The organism is Dongia soli (assembly GCF_034044715.1).
GTDB lineage: Bacteria > Pseudomonadota > Alphaproteobacteria > Dongiales > Dongiaceae > Dongia_B > Dongia_B soli.
In genome coordinates this window covers 86,912-112,003 of sequence record NZ_JAXCLW010000007.1, presented here as the reverse complement: position 1 = coordinate 112,003, position 25,092 = coordinate 86,912, and the positions used below count along the sequence as shown (strand labels likewise).

Genomic DNA, 25,092 nt, shown 5'->3' with positions numbered 1-25,092 from the left:
AACCGCCTACCAAGTTACAACCAGAACGCTGCCTGCCGCCGTTGCCGGCAACCGGAGCAAAGTCCCACTATTCGATAGGCCGGCGGCCGGCGCAAGATCGGTAGTGGCTGGTCGCGCGGTTTTGACCCCGGCGGTCTTGATCTGGGCTGGCGCCACATGCGGCAGGCAAATCTCCGCGCCTTCTGGCAAGAGATCCGGCAAGCGGCAAGTAAAGCGACCCTCGGCGATCTCCAGATGCTGCAGCCTGCCGGGCACTGTGGTGGTGAGCACCTCCCGCCCGTCCAAGCGCAGAACGAGACGCCCACCCGCGGCCTGCAATTCGGCGCGGCGGCCGAAGGCAAGCAGTGGCCCCAATGACCAGTCGCCGGGACGATTGGTAATTTCCCAGCCATGCCAGGGCGTTACATCGATCGCTTCGGCAACGCCCATCATCGGCATCAACCCGCCCCACCCATAGAAGGTGTCGGTATCGGGCTGATCGTCGGCGAGGCCAGTATCGGCGTTGAAATTCTCCGGGCATTGCCGCTTGGCCCAGCTTTCCGCGAAGAGGCGGCAGCTCATTTCCGCCAGCTCGCTCGCCCGTTCCTGCAGGCCAAGGCGCTTGAGGCCGTAATAGGTGAGGAAATTCAGCGGTGGCCAGATGCGGCCGCGCCAATAGACATTGTCGTGATAGGCGGGATCGTCGCGTGCCACCGAGGGCAGGCCCCAGCCCCCGCCGAATTTCTGCGGATCATCGAGATGCCGGAGCAAAGCAGCGACCTGCGCGGTATCAGTCGCGCCGGCGAGCATGGGATAGAAACTGGTCGGCGCCAAAGCGCGAACGAATTCGCCATCCCATTTGCGGTTGGCGAAGATCAGCCGCTCGGCGTCCCAGAGATTGTCGTGCAGCCGCTTGGCCAGATCGGCCGCACGCTGCCGTAGGCGCGCTGCCGTGCCCGCGTCGCCGCGCTGCTCCGCCAACATCGCCAGCACTTCGCCGTCCAGCACCAGCAGACTGTTCAAGCCGACATCGGCGCTCTCCAGCGTGCCGCTCCGCTTGTTGAAGGCGGCTTCGTCGTGGATCGGCGAATTATCCATGCTCGATTCATTCTTGGCACCCAGCTTGGTGCTGCGATAGAGGCCGTCGCCGACATTCGGCGTGGTGCCCCATTCCAGCAATCCGTCGCCATTGCCGTCGCGATGGGCGAACCACCAATCGTGATTGGCGAGCAGTTTCGGATAAGCGAGATCGATGAGATCCGCTGCGCTGGCGCGCTGCGCCATCATCCAGAAGATGAAGGAGCAGACGGGCGGCTGCGAGCGGTCGATCCAGGCATCGCGCCCGGTCACCAGGCAGGGGAGATTGCCGGCAGGTTGAGCGGCCGCCAGCACGGCGCGGAGGTTCTCGCGCACCAGATCGGTGTCGAAACAGCCGGAGAGCAGCGCATGGTAAAAAATATCGGTGAGCCAGACGCCGAAGCCGCCGAATTTCTGCGCCACCCAGGTACGGCTGAGACTGGTGTAGGGCCGGCGGTTGATCTGGTCCCAGACCGTATTCCAAGCCACCAGATCGCGGATCGCCTCCAAGGCGCCGGGCGTCCGGCCGGTCTGCAAAGCCGGTAGGGCTGCCGGCTCTGACGCCGCCAAGGCTTGCGCAACCTGCCGCCGCGCCTGATCGCTGGATGGTGCGATCGACAAGGCGACATCGCAATCAGGCATCTCGTCGAGATTGTAGCGGAGTACCGCCAGCCGACCCGAAGTCCCGCGTGAGCCGACATAGAAATAGCCGTATTGACGGAATTCTTCCTCCAGGGCCTCGAGGCTGTCATGGAAGGTAACCATCAAGGGCGCCGCATTGCCCTCAATCACCACATGCTGGCCCTCATGCTCCGCCGAGAGCGTTTCCGCTGCTGCATCATAGTGCCAGGTTACGGCGTTTCCGGTGTCTTCGGGCTGCCAATCGAGCACCAGCATGACCCAGACACGCAGTCCCCATTCGCCGAACTTCTTGGCCGACCAATGGCAGCGCACCGAAGCAGGTTCGGGCTTGTCGTAGCGCCAGTCGATCTCGGTGCCACTATGGCTCAGCGATACATCGATGCGCGTACCCGGGATGTCGCGCTCACCGAGCAGCAGGCCCGGCGCCGTGGCAGGAAAGCGCGTGAAGCTCGCGGCACTCGACGAATAGGCGCAAGGCGTCAGGCGCACGCCGCTCGGCAGATGGATCATGCGCAGCGGATAGACGCTGTCCCAGGTATTCCAATGGCGGGCGGGAGAAATGTTCATATCGCTGATCTTCATGCTGAAAGGGCCGTCAATGCTGCTTCCGGGAAATCGTTAGGAAATGGGCCAGGCGGCCAGGATTTCGTCCACTGTCGCCAATTCGATCTGCAGGTCGAAGCGGTCCGCCGCAATGCGCAGGGTCGCGTCATGGGTATCCCGGTTGCTGCTGCCAACGGCGTCGCTGGCAATAACCACGCGCCGCCCGTCATCGATCGCCGACAGCACTGTCGCCCAGACACAGACATCTGTCTCGACACCTGACAGGATCAGCGTATCGGCGCGCAAGCGATCCAGCAAAGGCACGAAGTCGGCGCTGCTATAGGCGGAATAGCCGGCTTTATCGACGATACCCGCCAGCGGCAAGGCCGCCAGTTCCGGCACCAGTTCAACTGCCGCCTCGCCCGCTTGTTCCAATGTGGCGCCGTGCCAATGGCGGTAATAACGCTGCCAGCAACCCGGCGCCGAGGCCGCGTTCCGCGCCGGCACGAATCGCGTGCAGACGGTGCGGTCTGGCCGCGCCGTTGCCATTCGCTGCACGGCCGGCAGAATGCCGCGGAGATCGGCGCAGCCCCATTCAGGATGGCTGTCGAAGAGAACCTGCATATCGATGACGACATGCAGGGCCGATGGGCTGAGCGGGGAATGCAGGCCCGTCATCAGGCGCTCACCAGAACCGCGTCATCCGGTTCCCAATAGAGGGTGACCTGGGTTCCCGCCGCCAGCACCGGCTGCCCGTCATTCTGGCGAAAGACGCTGATCGACTGTTCGCCGCAACGCACGCGATAGGTCGTGCTGTTGCCGGAGAAAACGACCTCGCTGACCGTTCCGCAGAGCCGGTTATTGCCGGGACCATCGTCGCCGGGATGAATTGTGAGGCGCTCCGGCCGCACTGCGAGCAATGCAGGTTGTCCTGGCTGGATTCCCTCGCCTGGAATGACGGCGATGCCGCCGGAGGCCAGGTCGATCTTTGCCCAACCGCCTTCCAGCGCCGCCACCTGGCCCACAAGGAAATTCGCTTCGCCGAGGAATCCGGCGGCAAAACGGTTGATCGGCTTGGCATAGACTTCCGCCGGCGCGCCGGCTTGAACGATGCCGCCGGCATTGAAGATGGCGATGCGGTCGGAGAGGGTCAGCGCCTCTTCCTGGTCATGGGTGACGAAGATGGTGGTGATGCCGACATCGCGCTGAATACGCTTCAGCTCGATCTGCATCTCCTGGCGCAAATGCTTGTCCAGGGCGCCCAGGGGTTCGTCCAGTAGGAGGACTTTCGGCCGGGTCACCAAAGCGCGCGCCAATGCGACACGCTGCTGCTGGCCGCCGGAAAGCTGTTTCGGCTTGCGCTGTTCCAAGCCGCTGAGGCGCACCATGGCAAGCGCATCGGCAACGCGTTTGCGCTGATCGGCGGCGCTAACCTTGCGCACATCAAGGCCGAAAGCGACATTCTCCTGCACGTTCATATGCGGGAACAGCGCATAGTTCTGGAACACCATGCCGATATTGCGCTGATAGACCGGTGTCGCGCCAATGTCCTTGCCATCGATCCGCACCTCGCCCTCGTCCAGGCTGACGAAACCGGCAATGGCACGCAGCATGGTGGTTTTGCCGCTGCCGCTGGGACCCAGCAGGCCGAAGAATTCGCCATCCTTGAAGGACATGGAGACATTGTCCAAGGCGGCCACGTCGCCGTAACGCTTCACCGCTCCGATGATGTCGACTTGACTCATTACGTCTTACCTTTCGCCGCCGAAGCGATAAAACCGCGCCGTGATCAGCATGATGCCCATCGAGACGACGATGATGATGGTGGAGATAGCGTTGATTTCCGGCGTGAAGCCCTTGCGGATCGCGGCATAGATGGCGACCGGCAGCGTGTTGACGCCGGGCGGGGCCAGGAAATAGGAGATCACGAACTGGTCGAAGGAGACGGCGAAGGCAAAGAGGGCTGCCGCCACCACACCCGGCGCCAGGATCGGCGCGGTCACCCGGCGGAATGTCTGCCAGGGCGTCGCCCCCAATGTCGCCGCCGCTTCTTCCATCGCACGGGGATAATTCGCCAGTCGCGCGCCGACCACGACGATCACATAAGGCAATGACAGCGCCACATGGCCAAGCAGAATTGCATGTAGCCCGCGCCCGATGCCGGTCCAGAAGAAGAAGACCAGCATCGCCGTGCCGATCACCAGCCAGGGAATGGTGATGGGCGGAAACAGCAGCAATTGCAGCAGCGATTTGCCACGGAACTGATAGCGCGCGAAGGCCAAAGCGGCCATGGTGCCGAGAACCGTCGCGACCACGGTATTGATCACGGCGATGACGATGCTGTTGATGCCGGCATCGATCAGCCGCTGGTTCGAGGCCAGCGTCGTGTACCACACCGTGTCGAAGGTGAAGGGCAGTTCATAGAGCTGCGAGCGGTTGAAGCTGAGGGCCGCCATGACCAGGATCGGCACGTAGAGGAAGAGCAGCACCAGAATGAGATGAATGCGCAGGGTCCAGCCACCAATGCCCAAACGGCTCTCGCGGGCGCTCATTTCAGCCCCTCCATGCGCTTCCGAATGAAGGGATAGCCGGCGGCGCAGATCAGCAGCACGATTGCCAGCAGGATGAAGGATAAAGCGGCACCCAGCGGCCAGTTCGCCGTCACCATGAACTGCTCTTCGATGGACATGCCGAGGGTGACGCCCTTGGTCCCGCCAAGAATGCGCGGTTCCATGAAGGAGCCGATCACCGGCACGAAGATCAAGGCCGATCCGGCGATCACGCCGGGAAGGCTCATCGGAAAGACGACACGGCGGAAAATGGTGGTAGCGCGTGCGCCGAGATTGGCCGCCGCTTCGATCACCGAATCGTCGATCGCCTGCAAGGAGATGTAGCAGGTGAGGATCATGTAAGGCAGGTAGGAGTGCACCAAGCCGATGACCACCGCCGGATAGGAATAGAGCAGACTGATTGGTGCGGCAGCGGGGAAGATTGACTGAACGAGCTGATCCAGCAGCCCGCCATTGCGCAGTACCATGGTCCAGGAGAAGATCCGCACCAGGGCGTTGCTCCAGAACGGCAAGATCACCATCAGGAAAAGAGCCTCGCGCCACCGTCCCTTGATCTGCTTCGCCAGGGCATAGGCGACGGGGTACCCGACCAGCAGGCAGAAGACGGTGACGTAGAAGCCAAGCTCCAAGGACCACCAGGTCAGATTGAGATAGACCGATCGTGTGAAGAAGGCGGCATATTGGGCAAAGGTAAACTCGGCAGCGGTCGGCACCAGCGGCGATTTGCTGAGGAAGCTGCAATAGAACATCGCCGATAATGGCAGAAAGATCGTTACCGTCAGCCACAGATAGGCCGGGGCCGTCAGCGCAAAAATCGCGCGCCGTTCACTGGCGGTTGCCACGACAAACTCCCTTTTGAGACAGCCGAACTGCGCGCGACGATAACGAACCCTGCCCGATTGGCATAGCCGGTTCCCGATAACCGGCATATGCGGAAAGCCGGCGCCCCGCATTCCGCGTCGCCATCGCCGATCCCCCTGATCGCTTGAACATCCCCGACTACCTGCCTCCCGATGCGCTTTTCGTGTTACTGTTCGTATACGAACAGTAACACCCCAAAGCCAGTCGTCAAGGCGGCGGCTCCAGCCAGTCTGCCCCTACCCCCACATCGAGGATTAATTACCTAAAAAGATGAGTGTCAGATTTTACGTGCCAACACGCAGCAGAATTGCATTTGCGCCTTCTGCGGAAGGTCAGCCGTCGCCCAGATCGGCTGCAGGCCGTATCGCGGCAGGTCCCGAATAGAGGCCGAGAAATAGTCTTCCGAGATGATGTAGCGGCGACGCCGGCCCCACCTATTCACGTCGCGGAACGGCTCGATCATCAGGACATGTCCTTTGGTTACGCGAGCGATCTCGCGCAGGGCGGGTTTTCGGATCCGCTCCATCTGCTCCAGCGCCAGGACCGTCGTGACCAAATCGAAGCTGCCATCGGCGAAAGGCAGTTCCTGCGCCGAACCCTGGCGAAAATCGACATGACGGAAAGCCTGTCGGTCACGCAACGGATGTGGGGAAAAATCCAGCAGTTCCTCGGGGAATTCCGGCCATTGCTGTTGGCAGTCCTGCGCCGCCCGCACGCCTTCCGCCGTCAGTTCAAGTCCGGCAAACTGCGTTTCGGGAAACCGGCCGGCAAGATAGAGCAGGTTGACGCCATTGCCTGCACCGACTTCGAGCACGCTGGCCGGCTTCAATTGCTCGATCACCTGCATCAGCACCGCAAGCCGGACACGCGCGCCGCCGAAACGATGCGCGATATAGCGTTTGTCGCGCCACAACCAAGGCAAACGGCCTTTTTTTTCGGAGGGTATCTTGTAACTATCGAGGGCCGTCCGGTCCCAAACCTCGTTATACTCCTCTTCGATCTTGGGCGCGGTGCGGCCCAGATGGGGCAACCGCCCCAAGATCGTTCGCCGCCAGAACCTCTTCTCCACTTTGCGGGCCCGACGCGCCACTTCCGCGCGCCACATCTTATCGGATGGCCCGGTTTCGAAGGCTACATAAGGCGCGAAAAGCCGTTCGACAGTCTCGGCCGTCAGCCCGAGGCCGCTGTCTTCGAGTTGTTGAAGCTCCATATGCCTGTATATCCAGTTAAATCTGCGTCCCACATTGCACCGGCCGCGCTTATGACATCGAAAAACTGATTTGACCGCCAATAATGACCGGGAAAATATTTGGTCGCGGATGTAAATTCACAAGTTAAATACTTGTGTATTGCGCAACCGTCGATTGGATGGCATTGCACGGCCGGTGATTGCGGGTGCCCGCTCTTGACAGCGCGCGCTTTGGGGGTCACGAAATGGCCGCCAAGTTCAGCCGATTTCAGGCGTTTTATGAGGCCAGGGCCCGTTTCGATGGCAAAAATCACAACCGCCCCCCAATCCGGAACAATTTCCCCGCTGATTCCGCGCGAGGCCTTCCCATTATTGGCAAACAGCGATGTAGCCGGCCGGCCGGTCATCTATCTCGACAGCGCCGCCAGCGCGCAGAAGCCCGCCGCGGTACTGCAACGGCAGCGGCTGTTCTACGAAACCGGTTACGCCAATATCCATCGCGGGGTTTATCCGTTGAGCGACGCAGCGACTGAAGCTTATGAAGCTGCCCGTCGCACGGTTGCAGGCTTTTTGCACGCTGCGCCAAGCGAGATCGTCTTCACCCGCAGCGCCACCGAGTCGATCAACTTGGTGGCCAATAGTTATGCCACCGCTTTCTTGCGTGAAGGTGACGAGATCCTCATCAGCCTGCTGGAGCATCATGCCAATTTCGTGCCCTGGCAAGCGGTCGCCCAACGCCATGGATTCAAGCTGCGCGTCGCGCCCATCAGCGAGAGTGGCGATCTGGATCTAGAGGCCTTTCCAAAGCTGCTCTCATCCCGCACCAAACTGGTCTGTCTGACCGCCGCCGCCAACACGCTCGGCACCGTGACACCATTGCAGCGGATCATCCCGATGGCCCATCAGGCGGGCGCCAAGGTGCTGGTCGATGCCGCCCAGGCAGCGCCGCATGGCCTGGCCGATCTTCAACAGTGGGATTGCGATTTTCTCGCCCTCACCGGCCACAAGCTTTATGGCCCGGACGGTATCGGCATTCTATTCGGCAAGGCCGATCTGCTGGCCGCCATGCCACCCTGGCAATTGGGCGGTGACATGATCCGCAGCGTCCGCATCGACGGCACCGACTATGCCGAGCCCCCGCAACGCTTCGAAGCGGGAACTCCGCCGATCGGCGCCGCAATCGGTCTTGCCGCCGCCATCGATTTCTTCCGGCAGGTTGATCCTGCCGCCATCCGGGAACATGACCAGCGCTTGTTGGACTATGCGCTCGACCGGCTCGGCGACGTGCCGGGCCTCACCGTGATCGGCCGGCCGGCTGAGCGGGTCGGCATCCTGTCCTTCACGATGGAGGGCATCCACCCGCATGACGCCGGCTCACTGCTCGGTGCGGAGGGTATTTGTGTCCGCACCGGCTTTCATTGCGCTCAACCCCTGATGGACCATCTCGGCCTGAGCGGGACGATTCGCGCCTCCTTCGGCCTCTATACCGGGTCCGAAGATATCGACCGGCTGGTTGAGGCTTTGGAAAAGGTGCGGCAAATTCTCCGATAAATCCCCCACCTGCCTGCCCCTCTCGCCAAGCTAGCCGCAGCTCCCTATGATCGCAGCATCCAGTCCAGAGGTAGAAGACACATGCTCGTCAATATTCCCCATGTCCTGACGCCTGACGAATTGAAGACCGTGCGGGCCGCGATTGAAGCCGCACCCTTCGCTGACGGCAAGGAAACCGCAGGTTTCCGCAATCAGCGAATCAAACGTAATGAGCAAGTGCCCAAGGCCTGGGAGGGCCGGAACGTCATCCAAAAGACCGTTATCGATGCGCTGATGCGCAGCGTGCATTTCCGCCACGCCGCCTTGCCGCATCACGTCTTCCTGCCGACCATCAGCCGATACCGCCCGGGCATGGCCTATGGCCAACATGTCGATGACGCGCTGATGGGGCCGAATGACGATCTGCGCCGGGCCGATGTCTCCTTAACCGTCTTCATCAATGAACCGACCGAATATGACGGCGGCGAATTGCTGATCAACAGCCCTTTCGGACCGCAGATGATCAAGCTGCCGGCCGGTTCCGCCATCGTCTATCCGTCGAGCACATTGCATGAGGTCCGGCCGGTGACCCGCGGCGAGCGTCTGGTCGTCATCAGCTGGGTGCAATCGCATGTGCGCGACGAACGCCAGCGGATGCTACTCGCCGATCTCGCCATGATTGGCGAAAAGCTGAACAAGGTGGCGCCAAACGACCAGATCACCGACCTCGCCTTCAAATGCCATGTCAATCTGCTGCGCATGTGGTCGGAGAACTGACCGCTCGATAGCAAAATAAGAAACGCATCCCCGAGGAGGAAGAGTGCATGAATTCGTCCCTGGAAACGGCGCTCGCCGAAGCCGAGAGCCGCTTCATCGCCGCCAATCCGGGCAGTGCGGAGCGCCACAAGGCAGCGTCGCAAGCCATGCCGGGGGGCAATACCCGAACGGTTCTGCATTTCGATCCCTTCCCCCTCGCCTGGCGTCGTGGTGAGGGAGCGGTTCTGGAAGATATCGACGGCCATCGTTATATCGACTTCCTCGGCGAATATTCGGCCGGGCTTTACGGTCATTCCAATCCGGTGATCCTGGAAGCCGTGCGTGACGCCCTGGCCGACGGCATCGTCCTGGGCGGCCCGAATGCTTATGAAGCCGGCCTCGCCAGCGTGCTGCAGGAACGTTTCCCGTCCCTGGAGCTGCTGCGTTTCTGCAATTCCGGCACCGAAGCCAATATGTTCGCCATCCAAACCGCCCGCGCAGCGACACGGCGCAGCAAGGTCATGGTCTTCGAGGGCGGATATCATGGCGGCGTCTTCTATTTCCGCCAGGGCGGCATGCCGCTCAACCTGCCGATCGATTGGGTGATCGCACCCTATAACGATATCGAGGGCAGCCTCGACCTCATCAAGAAGCATGGGAAGGATCTTGCCGCGGTGCTGGTCGAACCGATGCTGGGCAGCGGCTGCCTGCCGGCCGATCCGGCATTTCTCCTGGCTTTGCGGGAGAGCTGCACGGCCCATGGCATCGTCCTGATCTTCGACGAGGTTATGACCTCGCGACTCTCCACCGGGGGGCTGCAGGCCGCCTTGCGCATCACGCCGGATATGACGACGCTCGGCAAATATATTGGCGGTGGCATGAGCTTCGGCGCCTTTGGCGGCCGCCGCGACCTGATGCAGCGTTTCGATCCGGCACGGGCTGATGCCTGGCCCCATGCCGGCACCTTCAACAACAACGTGCTGACAATGTCAGCCGGCCTGACCGGCCTTACCAAGATCTATACGGGCGAAGCCGTCGCCAGGCTGAATGCGAAAGGCGACCGGCTGCGCAACGGCATCAACGATCTCGCGCGTCGGCATGAGGCGCCATTGCTGGCAACCGGTCACGGCTCTTTTGTCGGGCTGCATTTCAGTGATCGCCCGGTCACCCGGCCCCAGGATATCGATCCGGCCGGCGAGCCGAAACGCAAGGCGTTGCATAAGCTCATCCACCTCGATTTCATCGCCGCCGGCATCTATATGGCGCGGCGCGGCTATATGGCGCTGATGCTGCCGTTAAGCGATGCCGATATCGAAAAATTCCTCGCTGCGACCGACGAATTCATGCAGAGCCGGCAGCAGGTCTTGAGCTAGCATTCGCGGCTGACCCGACTTCGGAACCAATGGCGCCAGGTTCCGTTATCTCTATGAACCATCGCCGCCAGCGATGCTGCAGGAGATAACGCTATGCCAGATCGACGCCTGATCGAAGCGGCGCAGCCTGATTCGCCACGTCCGGCCCATCTGCCGCCGACGCCGGAAACGCCCCGGCCCGGCGATCCGAAGCCAACCGAAGTGCCGCCGGCACCGCCGATACCGGGTGATCCAGAGCCAATGCCGATTCAGCCGCCAATGGAACCGCCTCCGGTGCCGGAACCGCCGCGGCCGGTTGCTTAGCTTCCGCGATCAACCGTCCTGTGACTCTCGCTCCAGATACCGGCTCGCATGGAAGCCGGCGAGAATTCGCGGAAGCGAAAACGGAGGGGTACGGCATTGCGCAGCCAGCGGCCGCGAACTGGGCGGACCTGCCAGACCCGCTGGACGCCTTCGATCATCTCAGCATTCGAGCCGTTCAAAACCACGCTCGCCGCGCCGGTCAGCTGCAAAAGATCGCCCTTGTGGAAATCGATGAAGGACAATCCGGCACGGGGATAGACCGACAAATTGCCGAGCGTATTGAAGAACCGGTTGCCCGCATAATCCGGGATGGTCAGCGTGCCATCGGCATCGACCCTGACGAAGCCGGGTCGTCCGCCGCGATGAGAGACATCGGGATCGAAGCCGCCATCCTCTCGCGGTATGGCGGAGGCAACGAAGAACGTATCGCTCTCCACGATCAGCTGGCGCGCAGGCTCATCCAAACCAAGGAACGGTTCCACAGTGACCGCTTCGGGCGCAGGTGAAAGATCGACATAATCCCTCGCCTGGATGTATTGCGGGCAATTGCCGAAGCTCTGCTCGACCGCGACGCTAAAACCGCTTCCCGACATCTTGATGATACGGCCGTTCATGCGGTTGCGCCGGCGTGTCGGCAATTCGATCCCCAGCAGGCCGAGCCGAGTGCCGAGATGCAAAGTCTCCGCCAGCGGATCGCCGGCAACCGGCTGTGCCGCAATATCGAGACGCTGCGGATCCGGGCTGGTCGCAAATCCGGGCATGCCTTGCAACAGCGACGCCCAAGGCGAGCCTTCCCCATCCACCGACCCGACAACCAAAAAGGGCAATTGCGCGAAGAATTCTCGATGCTGGTCGGGCATGAAGGATCGCATGACCCGCTGGCCCACACCCTCCATCTGCGCCGCGACGCCGGCCTGCTCCTGGATAGCACGCTCGCCGGCGTGCCAGGGCGAGGCAGAAGAAGACGAAAATAAAGCAGACAAGGCATCCTCCTTCGCCTCAGACAGCGTTGCGGTCGCTGCCGGGCATCGGTTCGAAATGCGGCAAAGCTTCCAGGCGCGCGACCCAGGAGCGAATGGCGCCGTAGTCGCTCAGGGGCAACCCACCATCGGCAGAGACGGCGATATAGCTGTAAACGGCGACATCAGCGATGGTCGGCCTTTCCCCGACCAGGAAGTCCTCTGATGCCAAGTGATTTTCCAGCACCGAGAAGAGCGAGCTGGCAATCGCCTTGCAGCGCTCGTAATCCGCTGGAGCGCCGAAGAGCTTTACCATGCGCGCCATGGCCGGACCGTTATAGACGGGTCCCTGAGCGACGGAGAGCCAGCGCTGCACCTGCGCCGCCTGCGCCGCTTCCCGCGGCAGCCAGCGCCGCGCGGGCTCATACGTCGTTGCGAGATAAACCAGGATGGCGGCGGAATCGGCAATCACCGTTCCGTTGTCGTCGATCACCGGGACGGTGCCGAACGGATTGAGCTTTAGGAAAGTTTCGCTCTTCTGCTCACCGCCTCGCAGATTCACCTCGCGATATTCATAGGGAAGCTGCAGGAGGCGCAGCATTGATTCTGCCCGGTGCGAGTGGCCGGAAAGCTTGAAGCCGTAAAGCATGATCGGCTTCTGGGGGGTCGGCTGTGTCATGGCAAATCCCTGGTCCTGATTGTCTCCAGCTACAAATATGTCGTTTTGGAATTCGATTTAATTGTGCAAAAATGCAGTTCTCTATTTCAAAAATCGGAATAATTGATGGATCGCCTGGACATCCTGGCCATCTTCGTGGCGGTGGCGGAGCAAGGCAGCTTCATCGCCGCGGCCCGGCGGCTCAACCGTTCGCCCGCGGCCGTCACCCGCGCGGTGGCGGAGCTAGAGGAACGGCTCGGCACGCGCCTCTTCAACCGCACCACGCGGGCGGTGGCACTCACCGATGCCGGGACGCGCTATCTCGATCTCGGCCGCCGAGCCCTGGCGGATTTTGAGGAGCTGGAATTGTCGGCGGCGTCGGAGAAACTGGAGCCGCGCGGCTTGCTGAGCGTGACGGCGCCGGAGATGTTCGGCCGGCTCCATGTCCTGCCCATCGTCCAGGCCTTCATGCGTGACTACCCGCAGGTCAGTGTCTCGATGCTGCTGCTCAATCGTATCGTCTCCTATATCGACGAAGGCATCGATCTCGGCATCCGCATCGCCGCACTTGCGGATTCAACCCTGCAAGCGATCCAGGTCGGCCATATCCGCCGCGTCATTTGCGCAAGCCCCGCTTATCTCGCGGCCCATGATGCGCCAAAGACACCGCAGGATCTGGTAGGCCATGACGCCATCGCGATATCGGGCGTGCGGCCGGTCATCGACCGCTGGACCTTCGGCAAGGGAGCCAAGGAGATCACCGTGCCGATAAATGCCCGCTTGATTGTCAGCACGATTCAAGCAGCCCTCGATGCGGCGATTGCCGGCGGCGGCGTCATTCGCGTCATGTCCTATCAATCGGAACCGCTGGAGGCGGAAGGCAAGTTGCAACGCCTACTGGTCGGCTATGAACCGCCGCCTTTGCCGATACATGTGGTGCATCCGGCCGGGCGCTATCTGGCACCGAAGGTGCGTCTCTTCATCGACCGCGCGGTCGAAGCCTTGCGCGGCAAGTTCGAGACCAATTGAAAACGACAGGCTACCGGCCGAGATAGTCGCGGATCACCGGCAGGTCCGACTGCAGGACACTTGTCGTTGCGTCGCTCAGAACCACCTCGCCTTCCGCCACAAAGGCTGTGCGGTCGGCGATGCGCGCCGCATCTGCCGGATCATGGGTCACCATCAGCACGGTCAGCCCATGCTGACGGCGCAGGGCGTCGACCAGATCCAGCATCTCCAGCCGCATCGCCGGCCCCAGCGCCCCGAACGGTTCGTCCAGCAGCAGGATCGGCCGGCGACGCACAAGGCAGCGGGCAATGGCGACACGCTGGCGCTCGCCGCCGGATAATTGCGCCGGGCGGCGGTTGCCGAACTCCTCAAGCCCGACTTGTTCCAGCGCCTGCCCGACATCGCGGCGCTGCGCATCGCTCAGCCGCAAGCCGGGATGGAGGCCGAGCCCGACATTCTGGGACGCGGTCAAATGCGCGAAAAGATTATTGTCTTGAAACAAGGTTGTGACCGGCCGCTGGGCCGCCGGCACGGCGGTGATGTCCCGCCCCTCCACCAAGACGCAGCCGTCATCGGCATGTTCAAACCCGCCAATCAGAGCAAGCAGCGTACTCTTCCCCGCACCGCTCGGGCCGATCACCGCCACGCAGCTCCCGCGTTCGATTTCAAGATCGAAGCGCATCATCATCTCTTCATAGCGGAACCGCAGCGCGCGGCATTCCAGGTAGGCCGTCATTGTTTTCCACCCACAAGACGCTCGATCGCGCCATAGACCCCCAGCACCAGAAGTAACAAGATCAGCGCCGTCGCCGCCGCCTGATCCATCCGATAGGCAGAGAGCTGCTCATAGAGCAGCATGCTGAGGGTCCGCAGGTCCGGATTGCCAAACAGGCTGATACCGATCAGATCGCCGAGCCCCAGGCTGGTCGCCAAGGCGAAAGCCGTGGCGATTTGCGGCCGCAAGCTGGGCCAGTCGATCAGACGGAAACGGTTGAAGCCGACAATGCTCAATTCACGGCAGAGACGATCATGCTGTTGCAGATTGCGGTCGACGGCCGGCATCAGCAGGGCCAGGCAGAAAGGAATGGCCATGGCGATGTTGAGCAGGATGATACCGATGACCGACCACAGATCGCTATCGGTATAATCGGTGATCAACAGATAGAAGCCGATGCCGAGCACCATCGGCGACATCGCCAGCGGCAGCAGGCCGGCAAGCGCTTGCAGCGATTTCATGATCCTGACGAACAGACCGGCACGGCACGGCGAGGGCTGATGGCCGGCAGCCGCAAGGACGAAGCCGAAGAAAGTGGCACCGGCACCGGCGATCACTGAGATGGACAAGCCCAGCAAGGCCGCCTGCGCCAGAACCGGCCAGGGCAAATCCGCGGTAAAGCCGCGCAAGCCATCGGCCAGCAAGGCGAGTTCGGGCAAGCCGACGAACAGCACTGCAAGCACGATCCAGGCGCTGTCGCCGATCCGCGCCCATCTGGTCGATGCATCGTGACGCCAGCCAGGCCGACCGAAACCGGCGGCGAAATCCATCCGCTGGGTGAGGCCACGGCAGAGTATCCCGGCGATCAGGCACAGGACCAGTTCGAGCAGGGCGAGCAGCCCGGCGCGCGGCAGGTCGGCATCGAAACGGATCGCCTGGAAGATCGTGACTTCCAAGGTTGAAGCGCGCGGCCCGCCGCCCAGGGTCAGCACGATGGCGAAGCTGACGAAGCAGAGCATGAAGATGGTGGCGGCAATTTGCGGCACGACGCGGCGCAAGAGCGGCCATTCGATCAGCCGGAAAATATGGCCCGACGTCATGCCGAGTTGTGCTGCGAGCCGCCAGGTTTCCGCCGGCACGGTCTGCCAGGCCGGCAAGAGCAGGCGCACTGCCAGCGGCAGATTGAAGAAGACATGCGCGACCAGGATACCGCCGAGCCCATAGATCGATGGCCAAACCCCAACGCCGACCAGCCGCGCCATCCAGCCCTGCTGGCCATAAGCGGCGACCACACCAAAAATCGCCACCAGCGCCGGCATGACCAGCGGCAGGGAGAAGAGCCGCAACAGCACGCCCCGCCCGGGGAAATGGCTTTGCCGTGCCAAAGCGCGTGTCACCGGCACAGCGAGCGCAAGAGAGAGCAGCGTCGACAGCACCGCCTGCATCACGGTGAAAATCACCACCCGGCGCAGATAGCTGTCGCCGATCAGATCCCGGATGTCGCCGGCGGATGCTTGGTCGAGAAGCCGCACCAGGATAGCAGCGATCACCGCGATCAGGATGGCGGCGGCAACCCGGCCGAGGGAAGCGATCCCGATCAGCGGATAGCCCGCTATCGGCCGTGTCGTCGTCATGATAGGCGCGTGCGAATTCAGCGGCTGACCGTCTCGAGCCATTCCCGGATCCAGGCATGGCGATGCTTGGCGACCTCATCGCTCGGCATCAACAGGGTCTTCTGGGGCTGCGGGATGTTGCGGAATTCTGCCGGCAGGTCATTGCCGATATCGACCACCGGGAACATGTAATTGGTGGTCGGGATCAGCTTCTGCACCTCGGGCGAGGTCAGGAAGGCCAGGAACTGTTCGGCAAGATCGGCATGCTTGCTCGATGCCATCCGAGCCGCCACTTCGACCTGGAGATAATTGCCTTCCGGGAAATCCAGCGCCTTATAGCGATCGGTCTTCTCGTTGATCTGATGATAAGCCGGCGAGGTCGTGTAGCTGAGCACCATCGGCGCCTCGCCTTTCACAAACAGGCCATAGGCCTCGCTCCAACCTTTGCTGATGGTGAGCACCTTCGGCGCAACCTTCGCCCAGGCCTCGGTCGCCTTATCGCCATAGACCTCCTTCATCCAAAGGAGCAGGCCAAGACCCGGCGTCGAAGTGCGCGGATCCATCAGGAGAATCTTCGGCTGATCGCCCGGCGCCGTCAGCTCCGCCAGGCTCTTCGGTGGATTGGGCAGCTTCTGTGAATCGTAGACGAAAGCGAAATAGCCGTAGTCATAGGGAACGAAGGTCTTGTCATTCCAGGCGACCGGCAGCTTCAGCTTGGAGACATCGACCTTGGCCGGGGCGAAGAAACCCGTCGCCGCCGCTTCGCTGGTGAGATTGGTATCGAGGCCAAGCACGACATCAGCCTTTGTCTTCTTTCCTTCCATCTTCAGCCGCGACAGCAAGGCGGCGCCATCCTCCAGTCCGACCCAGGTCAGCTTGCAGTGGCATTGGGCCTCGAACTGCTTCTGGATGGCCGGACCGGGGCCCCATTCGCTGATAAAGGAATCATAGGTATAGACGGTCAGGGTCGGCTCCGCAGCCTGTGCCGCGCTCGAAAGAAGAATGCCGAAAACCGCCGCCAGCAGAGATGCCGAAACACGCATGCGAAAACTCCTCCACAAAGCGGCGGAGGAGAAATGGTGCATCGGTTTACCGGTGACTCATATCCCTCCGCCGGTATTAACCGGATCAGGTTCATCGGGTTGAAGTGGCAATCGCTTCTCTCAGCCCGGCATCGGGCACCCCGTTGAGCGAGCGCGAGAATGGTCGCGCCAGGACGGTAAGTCAAGGCCGGACAAGGTCTCAGGCCGGTGGCTCGGCCCGGTGGCTCGGGCATTGGCTGGGGAGTAGCCGGGACCATCAGGGTTGCTGGGCGAAGCCGAGCCTGTCACGCCGTGGAAGGCCATTATTAATAAATTGGATTTAGGGTCGCATCATGGCGTGTATCTACGAACGAAAATGCCCATGGAACCCCCTTCCACAACCTCCAAACGCTTTCGCCTGACGCGGAATTTCGCGATTCTGTCCGCCATCGTCCTGATCGTTACCGCTTTGGGCCTCACCCTCTTTTATCGCAGCTGGGCCGTCCGGCAGATGGAAGCGGAGGCGGAACAGTCCAACGTGACGGCAGCGCGCCTGCTGGCGAACTCCTTATGGGATGAGCATGCGGATGTCCTACGCCTCCTCAGCGCCCTTCCGCCGGAACAACTGCAGGGACGGCCGGAAGTCGAATTGCTCAATCAGGACGTGAAGACCCTTGTCAAGAAGGCGCCGATTATCCAGGTCAAAATCTATGACCTCGAGGGCCATACATTGTTCTCGACCGATCCCCGACAGATCGGCCAGGACAAGAGCGACGATGAAGGTGTGGAATCCGCCCGCAACGGCGTCGTCGCCAGCGAGATGGCGCATGCCCATACGGTCGATGCTTTCGAAGGCGCCGTCACCGATCGCGATATCATTTCCAGTTATGTGCCGATTTACGGCGCCAAAGACGGCAAGGTTGTCGGCGTCTTCGAAGTCTATGATGATGTCACCGTTTTCGTGACGGCGATCGACCGCTTCACCTATTGGCTGATCGGCCTCACTGTGGCGGCCTTTGCCATCGCCAATGGCGTCCTCATTCTCATCGTCGGCCGTGGTGACCGGCTGTTGCAACGGCAGCATGAGCGCAGCCTGGAACTGACCCGGAACGTCGCCCGCGCCGAGGCCGCCAGCAAAGCAAAATCCCAGTTCCTCGCCAATATGAGCCATGAATTGCGCACGCCGCTGAATGCGATCATCGGATTCTCGGAACTGATTCAGCATAAGACCTTCGGCCCACTGGGTGATGCCCGCTACGGTGCCTATGTCGATGATATCCACGCCGCCGGGCGGCATTTGCTGACGATCATCAACAATATTCTCGATCTGACCAAGATCGAACTTGGCCGCATGCCGCTGCAGAATAGCCGCACGGACCCGACGGCTCTGCTGCGCGAAGTTGCGCGGATGGTGGAGCCGTCGCTACGAAGCCGCAATATCACGCTGCACTTGGACATCGCCCCGATATTGCCGATCTTCACCACCGATGCGGCGAAGCTGCGGCAATGCCTGATCAATCTTCTGTCGAATGCGATCAAATTCTCACCGGATGGCAGCTCTGTCCGGCTCTCCGGCCGACAGACGGAAACCGGCCTCTATTGCTTTGAGGTCGCTGATCAAGGCATCGGCATGTCGAGCGAAGATATTCCGATCGCTTTAGCCCCCTTCGGCCAGATCGACAGCTCGCTGGCCCGCAAATTCGAAGGTACAGGGCTCGGCCTGCCGCTGGCGCAGCGCTTTAGCGAATTGATGGGCGGGGTGCTTAGCATCGCCAGCGAGCCGGGGCACGGCACCACGGTCACCATCACTCTTCCCGATGCCGGCCCGGAAAGCCTGGCCCTCGCCCTCAGCGCTTGACCAGCACCGCAAGACCGGTGGCAAAAGCCGACAGCCGTTGTTCGGCGAAATCGCGCAGATCTGCCGTCTCATTGCCGGCGGCAATTTCCACAAAAGCCCAGCTCGCCGCGACCAGGCACAGGGCCGTCCTGAAATGAGCAACGCGCAGGGCGGATTGCGGCGTCACGGCATAACCCGAGGCGGCGAGCAGCCAATCGATCTGCGCCTCGTCCAAGTCATTGTCGAGCGCAATGGCGCCGATATCCCAGAAGGGATCGGCGCGGGCCGAAAATTCCCAGTCGATCAGCCACAAGCTGCGATCCGGCAGACGCAGGAAATTGCTCGGATTGGGATCGATATGGCTGGGCACCAATGAGTGATCGGAGCCTTCAATAGCCGCGTCCAACCAGGCAGCCTCCTGTCGGAGACGTTGCAAACGCGGTTCCGGTGCCAGCGACAGATAGCGGTCGGATATGGCGAAGGGACGCATTTCATGCTGGAAGGCTGCGCCCGACCGTTGCAGCCTGCCGATGACGCGCCCGACCGCCGCCAGGCTTTCCCCGTCTTGGAAATCGGCCGATTGCAGGGAGATCGCATTGGGCAGGAATGCCGTGACCTGCCAGCCGCGCGTCTCATCGGCGAACAAGACAGCCGGAGCGATCCCGATATCGGCGGCCAAAGCGGCATTATGGATACCGGCCGGCCGATTGAGATATTGACCGCCGCCGGCGCCCGGTAGGCGCAGCACATAGTCCCGGCCGCTTCGCTCATGACAGAGCCGGTAATTGCGGTTGGTGATGCCGCCAAGACGGGCAATCGACCATTCCGCGACCGGGACGGCCGCCAGCAGCGGGATGCTCTTCAGGGCGAGATGAAGGTCGGCCGGCAAGGACATCACCCGTCTCTAATCAAATTTTGCAGCGGCAGCAACGGCGTTGCCCGAGGGTAACGTCGCACAACCGTAAAACTCGATTTAATTTTTTCTTAAGGGTGCTCTGCGAGCTTGGCTGTCGAGGAGCTGCTGATTGTGACTTTTCTTGCCGCGTCAGAACCGATCCTGTTGACGATGGTTTCGCCCAACCAGGCGGAAATCGATTGGGTGCGCCAGCTCTGCGCCAAAACCAGTACGGCGCTCGACTTCAACAGCGCGGCTACAGTTGAAGCTGCGCGGGACAATGCAGGCAATGTGTTCCTGCTCGATCTCGATGCCCTGAAGTTACCGAGCCAGACAGATCACCTGCGGATCATTGATGATCTTGCGCATCTCGCCGCCGTCGTTGTCATCACTGACCAGGCCGATGCCGAGACGGAACAATCCTATCTCGATAACGGCGCCGTGGATGTCATGCAGCGGCAGGAGCTGACACCGAACGGCTTGCGGCGCGCCTTGCGATCGGTAGTCAATCGCCGGCATAGCGAACGGCATCTCTCGCGTCTGCGACTGCGCGACGCGGCAACCGGTCTGGCAGCCCCGCCGTTATTCTGGGAATTTCTCGGCCTCGCCGAACGCCGCGCCAAGCGGAACCAGGATTTCTTTGCCGTATTGCTGATCGAGGTCACCCCGGTTTTGCAACCCCACGGGCTGCTTTCATCGGCCAATGAGGATGCTTTGATGGGTGTCCTGACCGGACGCTTGCACCAGATCATGCGCGCCAGCGATACCGTCGCCCGGCTCGAACGGCGCCAATTTGCCGTCCTGGCAGAAGCTATGCCGCGCATCGAAGACGTGCAGATCGTCGCGGAGAAAATCGTCACCGAGTTGACCAAGCCGGTTGATACCGGCAATGGCAGTCAGACCGTCCGGGTCGCTGTCGGCATCGCCCTCTATCCCACCAGTGCGATGCAGCCCGAGGGGCTGATTGACCGGGCCGCCGGTGCGCTACAGGAGGTCCTCAGCCGAGGCCACGACGACTTCGCGTTTGGTTAAAATCCCGACGGTCATCCGCCGCAAGTTCTGGCACGCCGCTTGCTTCCCTAAAAGAGCGTCGATACCGACGCCCAGCAACTGATCATGGGGAAGCCAGATGTTATCGATGTTTGCACGCCGCGACGAAGGCAAAGAGCTATCGGCCATGGTTCCCCGGGCAGAATCTGCCGGGCAGAATCGGGCCGGTCCGGTCTTGGGCGGGGCGACCCTCACTGCGATGACGGCCGACCATGCCGCGCCCGTTCCTCAGGCCGCCGAATCGAAAACCAACATGGTGCAGCTGATGGCGGAAGACGCGCGGCGTCGTGCCAAGCTGCTGACCACCTCACCCTCGGTCGGCCAGTATCTCTGCCACCTCAATCATGAAATGCGGAACTTCACCCGGGCAGAAACCACCAATGCCGTGATCGGCGCCGCCCCGGCGGAAATCCAGCGTGTCGTGCGCCTCGCCGCCAAGCTGCGCGGCCGCTACCTGGCGCAGGTGGTCGATCTCGGCAATCCGAAGCGCGGCCCGATCACCGAAAGCGATATCCGCGATCTGGGACGCGCTCGCGAAATGTATGAAGAAATCGATCGCGGTCTCGCTGCTTTGCGCAGCGCCATCGAATCCGGCGATCTCGATCTGGAAGGCACCCGGTCTTAAGCGGCGCCTCAATCGCAAGAAAAAAGCCCCCGGATCGCATCCGGGGGCTTTTTCTTTCACTATCGCCAGGGCGGTTATTTTTTCTTCGGTTTCAGCGATTCCCAATCGGCGTCGGTCATATCGCGCAGGAAGTTGAACTGGCCGGCGCCCTGCAGCCATTCGCCACCGTCGATCGTGACCACCTCGCCATTGATATAACCGGCGAAATCGGAGAGCAGGAAGGTGGCGAGATTGGCAAGCTCGCTATGGTCCCCGACCCGCTGCAGCGGATTGTTGGTCTCGAACTTCTTGGCAAGATCGGCGCGCGGCACCAGCCGCTCCCAGGCACCCTTCGTCGGGAACGGACCCGGCGCGATGGCATTGAGCCGCACGCCGCGTCCGCCCCATTCCACTGCCAGGCTGCGGATCATCGACAACACGCCGGCCTTGGCCATGGCCGAGGGCACCACATAGGCGGAACCGGTCCAGGCATAAGTCGTGACGATGGAAAGAACCGAGGCCTTGCGGCCCTCCTTCAGCCAGCGCTTGCCACAGGCGAGCGTCGCATAGGCGCTGCCATGCAGCACGATATTGAGCACGGCATCGACGGCGCGCGGGCTGAGATCCTCGGTCCGTGAGATGAAATTGCCGGCGGCATTGTTGACCAGTGAATCCAGCGGGCCCTGTTCCCAGATCGCCGCGATCATCTTGTCGACCGCTTCCGCATCGCGGATATCGCAGCCATGGGTTTCCACCTTGCCACCGGTTTCCGCCATCAGCTTCTCGGCGGCTTCCTTGAGCACTTCTTCGCGCCGGCCGCAGATCACCAGTTCGGCGCCGAGTTCGAGGAAGCGGTGTCCCATGCTGTAGCCAAGGCCGGTGCCGCCGCCGGTCACCAGGATGCGTTTGCCCTTCAGCAGATTCTTCTGAAACATGATCGGTCCCTACTCCTTACTGTTCCTTGGCGCGCAGCATATCGCGCGAAATGATATGGCGCTGGATTTCCGACGTGCCTTCCCAGATGCGTTCGATCCGGGCATCGCGCCACATCATCTCCAGCGGCAACTCGTCCATCAGCCCCATGCCGCCGAAAATCTGGATTGCCTGGTCGGTCACGCGGCCCAGCATTTCGCTGGCGAAGAGTTTCGCCATGGCGGCATCGGCATCGGTCATGGTTCCCTGCTCCAGCTTCCAGCAGGTATAGGCAACCAGGGCATCGGCGGCGCGCAATTCCGTCGCCATATCGGCGAGCTTGAAAGATGTGCCCTGGAACTTGCCGATGGTCTGGCCGAACTGCTTGCGCGTCGCCGCCCAATCGGTCGCCAATTCCATCGCCCGCTCAGCCTTGCCGCAGCAATTGGCGGCAACCATCACCCGGCCGCCGGTCAGCCACTGATTGGCCAGCACAAAGCCTTTGCCTTCCTCGCCCAGAATCTGCCGCTTGTTGAGGCGCACATTGTCGAAGAAGAGTTCGTAATTGTCATAGGCGCGATAGGAAACGCAACGCGGGCCGCGGCGGATGCTGAAGCCGGGCGTGTCGCGATCGACCAGGAAGGCGGTGACGCGCTTGCGCGGGCCACGCTTGGTTTCATCGACACCGGTGACGGTGAAAACGATGGCGAAATCGGGCAGGCCGATGCCGCTGATGAAATGCTTGCCGCCATTAAGGACGTAATCATCGCCATCAGCTTCGGCGCGGGTGCTGATCGACATGGCGTCGGAGCCGGCGCCTGGCTCCGTCAGGGCGAACACTTCCATCTTCTCACCCCGCACGGTCGGCAGCAGATATTTCTCAATCTGCTCGTCACGGCAGGCCATCAGGATCGCCGATGGCCGGCCAACGAATTTCTGCAGCGCCCAATTGCACTTCCCGAGTTCCCGCTCCATCAGCATCTGCGACATGACGTCGAGACCGCCGCCGCCGACCTCTTCCGGCATATTGGCAGCATAGAGGCCGACTTCCTTGGCGCGTGACTTGATCTGCTTGGCAAGATCCATCGGCATCTCACCAGCGCGATCGACCTCGCGTTCGTAGGGGAAGATTTCCTTTTCGATGAACTGGCGGACGGTCTCCACCAGCATGCGCTGTTCGTCGGTTTGCGAAAAGTCGAACGCCATAGTGAGTGCTCTCGGTTAGGCCTGGTTGTTGACGGAATTAATGTCCCTGGAAGACCGGCTCGCGCTTGGCCACGGCGGCGCTCAGCGCTTCCTTGGCATCGGTCGAGCGGCCGCAGATCTCGCCGGCGACCCGTTCAGCCGCGAGCTGGGCGTGCAGGTTGCGCGTGCCGCTTTCATTGATCAGCCGCTTCGCCGCCGACAGGGCGACGGTCGGACCATTGGCGAGCTTCTGGCCGAAAGCGAGGCCCTTTTCCAGCAATTGATCGGCCGGATAGATCGCCGTGATGAGGCCGCGCCGCAAGGCTTCATCTGCATTCCAGAAATCGCCGGTGAAGACGAAAAGCTTGGCCGCTTCCCGGCCGATCAGTTTCGGCAACAGCCAGGTACCGCCGCAATCCGGCGCATAACCCATCTTGGTATAGGCGCAGCAGAATTTCGCCGCATCGGAGGCGATGCGGAAGTCGCAGGCGCAGGCGAGATCGAGCCCGGCACCGACCGCGGCGCCATTCATCAAAGCGATGGTCGGCCGGTCGAAATCATAGATCTCGGCGCAGAGCGAATGAGCCGCCTCGGTCCAGCCATAGGTCTCCAATTGGCCGGCCGCTTCCGCCAACGCCCATTCCTGCACGTCGGCGCCGGCGCAGAAGGCTTTGCCCCGCCCGGTGATCATCAATGCACGGCAGCTCCGATCCGCCTTTGCGGTGTGAATAGCGGCGCGCATTTCCTTCAGCAAGTCGGAGCTGAGCGCGTTCCGCGCTTCCGGCCGGTCGAAGGTCAAAACCCGCAAGGCACCTTGTGATTCAATGTGCAGCATTTCTATCTCCCCACACTATGCGCCGACACCCGGCGCCGATCATCTCGACCCTTGGAAATCGATGATCCCGATCATCAATGATCTCAGCCATTGGATAATCTTGATCCTGGAAAATCTTACCAAAGGCGGTGCAGTCATCGCATGCAGCTTGGGCTGGCCTGTCCCGCCCCTGCTGCACGCCGTCCACCGAATTTTGATTGAACATTCGTTCAATGTAGCGCTATAAGTCAAGAAAAAACATTGACTTAACAAAAATTTCTGCGTAACAATATTTCACAATCTTTGGGAGACGCCATGTCGCGCGAAGGGATCAAGGAGGCCCGTCGGATCCAGTTGATCGAAGCTACGATCGACTGCATCGCCCGGCGCGGCTTCGCCGATCTCACTTTGGCCCAAGTAGCTGAAGCAGCCCAACTTTCGGTTGGCATTGTCAACTTCTACTTCAAGGGCAAGGACGCCCTGCTGATCGCCACGTTCAAGCATATCCTGGACGATTATCGGGCCAGCGCCGTTGAAGCCCGCGAGAAAGCCGGTCCCTCGCCGGTGGCCCGGATCGAAGCCACGATCGAAAACGACTTCCACCGGCTGTTTATCAACCGGAAGCGGGTGACCGTCTGGTACGCCTTCTGGGGCGAAGCCCGCTGGCGGCCTGAATTCCTGCGCCTGTGCCAGGATATGTCCGCGGCTCTCTATGCAGACCTGCGCGCGGTCTTTCAGGATTTGATCACACAAGGCGGCTATAGTCACCTCGATGCCGATCAGGTAGCGCGCGGTTTCGGCGCCATGATTGACGGCTTGTGGCTGGATATCTTGATCAGTCCGCAGGCGATCGACCGCGATCACGCCAAGCAGACGGTCCGGCTGTTCCTGGCCGGGCTGTTCCCGATGGAATTCGGGCAACGCGAGGCCACGGCAGCCTCACCCGCTTCGGCCGCCTGACCAGATCACACAGAACTATAAAACAATAATCTTCAGG

The 25,092-nt window shown here is 61.5% G+C and carries 24 protein-coding genes and 1 riboswitch; of the genes, 9 read left to right on the top strand and 15 right to left on the bottom strand.

The window, feature by feature from the left end; translation table 11 throughout:
* Positions 1 to 6: 6 nt before the first annotated feature.
* The 6 genes from SMD27_RS19625 to SMD27_RS19600 all read right to left on the bottom strand — a co-directional run bounded on the left by SMD27_RS19625 (position 7) and on the right by SMD27_RS19600 (position 6,882).
* The gene (locus SMD27_RS19625) at positions 7 to 2,265 is read right to left on the bottom strand and encodes an MGH1-like glycoside hydrolase domain-containing protein (RefSeq protein WP_320510134.1); all 2,259 of its coding nucleotides are present in this window, start codon (positions 2,263 to 2,265) and stop codon (positions 7 to 9) included.
* 51 nt (positions 2,266 to 2,316) lie between these two features.
* Positions 2,317 to 2,919 carry a cysteine hydrolase family protein gene (locus tag SMD27_RS19620; RefSeq protein ID WP_320510133.1) on the bottom strand — a complete coding sequence of 201 codons (603 nt, stop codon included), beginning with the start codon at positions 2,917 to 2,919 and terminating at the stop codon, positions 2,317 to 2,319.
* Positions 2,919 to 3,986, bottom strand: a complete 1,068-nt coding sequence (locus SMD27_RS19615; RefSeq protein WP_320510132.1) for an ABC transporter ATP-binding protein — start codon at positions 3,984 to 3,986, stop codon at positions 2,919 to 2,921. The genes SMD27_RS19620 and SMD27_RS19615 overlap by 1 nt, the downstream gene beginning before the upstream one ends.
* 6 nt (positions 3,987 to 3,992) lie before the next feature.
* Positions 3,993 to 4,793, bottom strand: a complete 801-nt coding sequence (locus SMD27_RS19610) for an ABC transporter permease (RefSeq protein ID WP_320510131.1) — start codon at positions 4,791 to 4,793, stop codon at positions 3,993 to 3,995.
* Positions 4,790 to 5,653 (bottom strand): ABC transporter permease, encoded by an 864-nt coding sequence (locus SMD27_RS19605; RefSeq protein WP_320510130.1) that lies wholly within the window; start codon positions 5,651 to 5,653, stop codon positions 4,790 to 4,792. The genes SMD27_RS19610 and SMD27_RS19605 overlap by 4 nt, the downstream gene beginning before the upstream one ends.
* Positions 5,654 to 5,949: 296 nt before the next feature.
* Entirely contained in the window at positions 5,950 to 6,882 is a 933-nt protein-coding gene (locus SMD27_RS19600; RefSeq protein WP_320510129.1) for a class I SAM-dependent methyltransferase, read from the bottom strand.
* Positions 6,883 to 7,161: 279 nt separating this feature from the next.
* Here SMD27_RS19600 and SMD27_RS19595 point away from each other — a divergent pair, with 279 nt between their 5' ends.
* The 4 genes from SMD27_RS19595 to SMD27_RS19580 all read left to right on the top strand — a co-directional run bounded on the left by SMD27_RS19595 (position 7,162) and on the right by SMD27_RS19580 (position 10,823).
* Positions 7,162 to 8,412, top strand: coding sequence for an aminotransferase class V-fold PLP-dependent enzyme (locus SMD27_RS19595; RefSeq protein WP_320510128.1), 1,251 nt, complete (start codon positions 7,162 to 7,164; stop codon positions 8,410 to 8,412).
* Between the two features lie 81 nt (positions 8,413 to 8,493).
* Positions 8,494 to 9,168 (top strand): Fe2+-dependent dioxygenase, encoded by a 675-nt coding sequence (locus SMD27_RS19590; protein WP_320510127.1) that lies wholly within the window; start codon positions 8,494 to 8,496, stop codon positions 9,166 to 9,168.
* Between the two features lie 47 nt (positions 9,169 to 9,215).
* On the top strand, positions 9,216 to 10,520 hold the full coding sequence (locus SMD27_RS19585; protein ID WP_320510126.1) for an aspartate aminotransferase family protein: 1,305 nt from the start codon (positions 9,216 to 9,218) through the stop codon (positions 10,518 to 10,520).
* Between the two features lie 93 nt (positions 10,521 to 10,613).
* Positions 10,614 to 10,823: a hypothetical protein gene (locus SMD27_RS19580; protein WP_320510125.1), complete on the top strand. Its 210-nt coding sequence runs from the start codon at positions 10,614 to 10,616 to the stop codon at positions 10,821 to 10,823.
* Here SMD27_RS19580 and SMD27_RS19575 read toward each other — a convergent pair.
* Positions 10,820 to 11,806, bottom strand: a complete 987-nt coding sequence (locus SMD27_RS19575; RefSeq protein ID WP_320510124.1) for a pyridoxamine 5'-phosphate oxidase family protein — start codon at positions 11,804 to 11,806, stop codon at positions 10,820 to 10,822. The two genes, SMD27_RS19580 and SMD27_RS19575, sit on opposite strands and share 4 nt — an antisense overlap.
* 16 nt (positions 11,807 to 11,822) lie before the next feature.
* Positions 11,823 to 12,461 (bottom strand): glutathione S-transferase family protein, encoded by a 639-nt coding sequence (locus tag SMD27_RS19570; protein ID WP_320510123.1) that lies wholly within the window; start codon positions 12,459 to 12,461, stop codon positions 11,823 to 11,825.
* Between the two features lie 105 nt (positions 12,462 to 12,566).
* Between SMD27_RS19570 and SMD27_RS19565 the strand changes: the two genes are divergently transcribed.
* Positions 12,567 to 13,469 carry a LysR family transcriptional regulator gene (locus SMD27_RS19565; protein ID WP_320510122.1) on the top strand — a complete coding sequence of 301 codons (903 nt, stop codon included), beginning with the start codon at positions 12,567 to 12,569 and terminating at the stop codon, positions 13,467 to 13,469.
* Positions 13,470 to 13,479: 10 nt separating this feature from the next.
* Here the strand turns inward: SMD27_RS19565 and thiQ are convergent, their stop codons facing one another.
* Genes thiQ through thiB form a run of 3 tightly spaced genes read right to left on the bottom strand, consistent with a single transcriptional unit; the run spans position 13,480 to position 16,819 of the window.
* Positions 13,480 to 14,184 (bottom strand): thiamine ABC transporter ATP-binding protein, encoded by a 705-nt coding sequence (gene thiQ, locus SMD27_RS19560; protein WP_320510121.1) that lies wholly within the window; start codon positions 14,182 to 14,184, stop codon positions 13,480 to 13,482.
* Positions 14,181 to 15,797: a thiamine/thiamine pyrophosphate ABC transporter permease gene (thiP, locus tag SMD27_RS19555; protein WP_320510120.1), complete on the bottom strand. Its 1,617-nt coding sequence runs from the start codon at positions 15,795 to 15,797 to the stop codon at positions 14,181 to 14,183. Before thiP ends, thiQ begins: the two co-directional genes overlap by 4 nt.
* A gap of 17 nt (positions 15,798 to 15,814) precedes the next feature.
* A complete protein-coding gene (gene thiB, locus SMD27_RS19550) occupies positions 15,815 to 16,819 on the bottom strand; it encodes a thiamine ABC transporter substrate binding subunit (protein ID WP_320510119.1) in 1,005 nt (334 codons plus the stop codon).
* A gap of 44 nt (positions 16,820 to 16,863) precedes the next feature.
* A riboswitch (TPP riboswitch) is annotated at positions 16,864 to 16,972 on the bottom strand.
* A 208-nt stretch (positions 16,973 to 17,180) separates the two neighbouring features.
* Between thiB and SMD27_RS19545 the strand changes: the two genes are divergently transcribed.
* On the top strand, positions 17,181 to 18,656 hold the full coding sequence (locus SMD27_RS19545) for a sensor histidine kinase (protein ID WP_320510118.1): 1,476 nt from the start codon (positions 17,181 to 17,183) through the stop codon (positions 18,654 to 18,656).
* Here SMD27_RS19545 and SMD27_RS19540 read toward each other — a convergent pair.
* Entirely contained in the window at positions 18,646 to 19,530 is an 885-nt protein-coding gene (locus SMD27_RS19540) for a choline kinase family protein (RefSeq protein WP_320510117.1), read from the bottom strand. The two genes, SMD27_RS19545 and SMD27_RS19540, sit on opposite strands and share 11 nt — an antisense overlap.
* Before the next feature lie 132 nt (positions 19,531 to 19,662).
* Between SMD27_RS19540 and SMD27_RS19535 the strand changes: the two genes are divergently transcribed.
* Entirely contained in the window at positions 19,663 to 20,562 is a 900-nt protein-coding gene (locus SMD27_RS19535) for a GGDEF domain-containing protein (RefSeq protein WP_320510116.1), read from the top strand.
* 97 nt (positions 20,563 to 20,659) lie between these two features.
* The gene (locus tag SMD27_RS19530; protein WP_320510115.1) at positions 20,660 to 21,205 is read left to right on the top strand and encodes a hypothetical protein; all 546 of its coding nucleotides are present in this window, start codon (positions 20,660 to 20,662) and stop codon (positions 21,203 to 21,205) included.
* Positions 21,206 to 21,279: 74 nt separating this feature from the next.
* Here the strand turns inward: SMD27_RS19530 and SMD27_RS19525 are convergent, their stop codons facing one another.
* Genes SMD27_RS19525 through SMD27_RS19515 form a run of 3 tightly spaced genes read right to left on the bottom strand, consistent with a single transcriptional unit; the run spans position 21,280 to position 24,116 of the window.
* A complete protein-coding gene (locus SMD27_RS19525) occupies positions 21,280 to 22,119 on the bottom strand; it encodes an SDR family oxidoreductase (RefSeq protein WP_320510114.1) in 840 nt (279 codons plus the stop codon).
* A gap of 16 nt (positions 22,120 to 22,135) precedes the next feature.
* A complete protein-coding gene (locus tag SMD27_RS19520; RefSeq protein ID WP_320510113.1) occupies positions 22,136 to 23,302 on the bottom strand; it encodes an acyl-CoA dehydrogenase family protein in 1,167 nt (388 codons plus the stop codon).
* Positions 23,303 to 23,339: 37 nt separating this feature from the next.
* Positions 23,340 to 24,116 (bottom strand): enoyl-CoA hydratase/isomerase family protein, encoded by a 777-nt coding sequence (locus tag SMD27_RS19515; protein WP_320510112.1) that lies wholly within the window; start codon positions 24,114 to 24,116, stop codon positions 23,340 to 23,342.
* Positions 24,117 to 24,410: 294 nt separating this feature from the next.
* On the opposite strand from SMD27_RS19515, the gene betI reads away from it, so the two are divergent.
* Complete coding sequence (betI, locus tag SMD27_RS19510; protein WP_320510111.1) at positions 24,411 to 25,055, top strand: transcriptional regulator BetI; 645 nt, start codon at positions 24,411 to 24,413, stop codon at positions 25,053 to 25,055.
* The last annotated feature ends 37 nt before the right edge of the window (positions 25,056 to 25,092 follow it).

Bases quoted from the DNA above. Each gene is read 5' to 3' on its own strand.
- SMD27_RS19565 (WP_320510122.1), top strand. From the start codon at position 12,567: ATGGATCGCCTGGACATCCTGGCCATCTTCGTGGCGGTGGCGGAGCAA.
- betI (WP_320510111.1), top strand. From the start codon at position 24,411: ATGTCGCGCGAAGGGATCAAGGAGGCCCGTCGGATCCAGTTGATCGAA.
- SMD27_RS19515 (WP_320510112.1), bottom strand. From the start codon at position 24,116: ATGCTGCACATTGAATCACAAGGTGCCTTGCGGGTTTTGACCTTCGAC.
- SMD27_RS19590 (WP_320510127.1), top strand. From the start codon at position 8,494: ATGCTCGTCAATATTCCCCATGTCCTGACGCCTGACGAATTGAAGACC.
- SMD27_RS19595 (WP_320510128.1), top strand. From the start codon at position 7,162: ATGGCAAAAATCACAACCGCCCCCCAATCCGGAACAATTTCCCCGCTG.
- SMD27_RS19620 (WP_320510133.1), bottom strand. From the start codon at position 2,919: ATGACGGGCCTGCATTCCCCGCTCAGCCCATCGGCCCTGCATGTCGTC.
- SMD27_RS19570 (WP_320510123.1), bottom strand. From the start codon at position 12,461: ATGACACAGCCGACCCCCCAGAAGCCGATCATGCTTTACGGCTTCAAG.
- SMD27_RS19545 (WP_320510118.1), top strand. From the start codon at position 17,181: ATGGAACCCCCTTCCACAACCTCCAAACGCTTTCGCCTGACGCGGAAT.
- SMD27_RS19610 (WP_320510131.1), bottom strand. From the start codon at position 4,793: ATGAGCGCCCGCGAGAGCCGTTTGGGCATTGGTGGCTGGACCCTGCGC.
- thiP (WP_320510120.1), bottom strand. From the start codon at position 15,797: ATGACGACGACACGGCCGATAGCGGGCTATCCGCTGATCGGGATCGCT.
- SMD27_RS19625 (WP_320510134.1), bottom strand. From the start codon at position 2,265: ATGAACATTTCTCCCGCCCGCCATTGGAATACCTGGGACAGCGTCTAT.
- SMD27_RS19540 (WP_320510117.1), bottom strand. From the start codon at position 19,530: ATGTCCTTGCCGGCCGACCTTCATCTCGCCCTGAAGAGCATCCCGCTG.
- SMD27_RS19520 (WP_320510113.1), bottom strand. From the start codon at position 23,302: ATGGCGTTCGACTTTTCGCAAACCGACGAACAGCGCATGCTGGTGGAG.
- SMD27_RS19600 (WP_320510129.1), bottom strand. From the start codon at position 6,882: ATGGAGCTTCAACAACTCGAAGACAGCGGCCTCGGGCTGACGGCCGAG.
- SMD27_RS19585 (WP_320510126.1), top strand. From the start codon at position 9,216: ATGAATTCGTCCCTGGAAACGGCGCTCGCCGAAGCCGAGAGCCGCTTC.
- SMD27_RS19530 (WP_320510115.1), top strand. From the start codon at position 20,660: ATGTTATCGATGTTTGCACGCCGCGACGAAGGCAAAGAGCTATCGGCC.
- thiQ (WP_320510121.1), bottom strand. From the start codon at position 14,184: ATGACGGCCTACCTGGAATGCCGCGCGCTGCGGTTCCGCTATGAAGAG.
- SMD27_RS19615 (WP_320510132.1), bottom strand. From the start codon at position 3,986: ATGAGTCAAGTCGACATCATCGGAGCGGTGAAGCGTTACGGCGACGTG.
- SMD27_RS19525 (WP_320510114.1), bottom strand. From the start codon at position 22,119: ATGTTTCAGAAGAATCTGCTGAAGGGCAAACGCATCCTGGTGACCGGC.
- SMD27_RS19580 (WP_320510125.1), top strand. From the start codon at position 10,614: ATGCCAGATCGACGCCTGATCGAAGCGGCGCAGCCTGATTCGCCACGT.
- thiB (WP_320510119.1), bottom strand. From the start codon at position 16,819: ATGCGTGTTTCGGCATCTCTGCTGGCGGCGGTTTTCGGCATTCTTCTT.